This is a genomic window from Streptomyces alkaliphilus, assembly GCF_014141535.1.
GTDB lineage: Bacteria > Actinomycetota > Actinomycetes > Streptomycetales > Streptomycetaceae > Streptomyces > Streptomyces alkaliphilus.
Genome location: NZ_VKHT01001105.1, coordinates 1 through 1,531, shown reverse-complemented (window position 1 = coordinate 1,531; position 1,531 = coordinate 1). Strand labels below are relative to the sequence as shown.

Annotated in this window: 1 protein-coding gene; it reads right to left on the bottom strand. The window is 70.4% G+C overall.

Annotation, left to right across the window (positions count from 1 at the left end):
• Positions 1–41: 41 nt before the first annotated feature.
• Entirely contained in the window at positions 42–1,145 is a 1,104-nt protein-coding gene (locus FNQ90_RS22725; RefSeq protein ID WP_182608060.1) for a C40 family peptidase, read from the bottom strand.
• Positions 1,146–1,531 lie beyond the last annotated feature (386 nt).

The following is a 1,531-nucleotide window of genomic DNA, read 5'->3' as shown; positions in this document are numbered from 1 at the left end:
GGGTCGTTCGTCGGCCGCCCCGGCGGGGCGGACCGGCGGGATCAGGCGACGCGGACGCCGAACATGAACGGCATCGAGTTGACCCCGGCGTAGTGCACCGAGGAGCCCGGCCGCGGGGCGTGGACGATCTGGCCGTTGCCGACGTACATGCCGACGTGGCTGATGCCGCTGTAGTAGAACACCAGGTCGCCCGGCTGCAGTTCACTCTGGGACACCCGGGTGCCGGCGTTGGCCTGCGCCTGCGAGGTGCGCGGCAGCGAGATGCCGGCCTGCGCGTAGGCCCAGGAGGTCAGGCCGGAGCAGTCGAAGGTGCTCGGGCCCGCCGAACCGTACACGTACGGGGAACCGATCTTGCTCTGGGCCATCGCCAGCGCGGTCTGGGCCCGACCGGAGCCACCCGCGGTCGTGGCGGGGGCGCTCTGCTGCGTGGTGGCGGTGGTGGCCCCGGAGCCGCCGAGGTCGGTGCGCTCCTCGGTGCGGGTGGCACGCGCGGCGGCCTCCGCGGCCCGGGCCTGCTCGGCGGCCTCGGCCTCGGCCAGCTGGCGGCGTTCCTCCTCGGTGAGGCGGTTGAGGAGGGTCTGGGCCTCCGTCAGCTTGCCCTGGATCTTGTCCTTCTTGGCCTTGATCTCCTCGCGGGTGCTCTCCAGTGCCTCCAGCTGCTCACCGGCCTCGGCGCGCTGCTGGGCGAGGGTGCGCTGCTTGGTCTCGATGGTGCGCAGCGCCTCGGCCTGCTTGGCCGTGACCTGACCGAGGGTGGACGCCTGCTCGAGGTACCCGTCGGGGTCGGCGGAGAGGAACAGCTGCATCGAGGGGGCCAGCCCGCCGTTGCGGTACTGGGCGGTGGCGACCGAACCGAGGCTGTTGCGCAGCTCGTTCAGCTCCTCCTGACCACGCGCCACGGCCTCCTGGAGCTCTTCGGCGCGGTCCTTGATCTCGCCCTCGCGCTCCTTGGCGCCGTTGTACTCCTCGGTGATCTCGGTGACCTGCTCGTAGAGCTCGTCGACGCGCTCCTTGACCTCGTCTTTGGTCGGATTCGGGTCGGCGGAGGCGCTCTGCGAGGTGAGCGCGACGGTGGCTGCCGCGGTGGCACCGAATATGGTCACACGGGCACGGCTCGGCTGCTTGGGACGACGGTGGGACGCCACGCGGGCGATCTCCTTCTTCCTCAGCCGCCAACCGGGTGAACCCGGCTCCGCGTCACTGCTGCCACGGATCAGGCGGTACCCCCGCGGTCACCCGGGCTGGATGAACGGCCGCGCGAAGGTTCGAGCAGACCCTAGCGACCGTAATGGATCCGTTTCAAATCCCCGAGGAATCTTTTTACTTACCGCGTACCGGTGGTGAGCGGGGCGATACTTTCCGCCCGGGAGGAAATCCCCCAAGCCACCCGGGAGAGGACGTATCCCCGAAGTCCCTCCACCCGCCGAACGGGGGCACGAATACCGCGTACGGCGTGTCGTGCGCGCCCGGGAGACGGTGCCGTGCGCCCCCCTTGTCCGAAGATGTTCCCCGTTCCGGAGCCGGCCACACC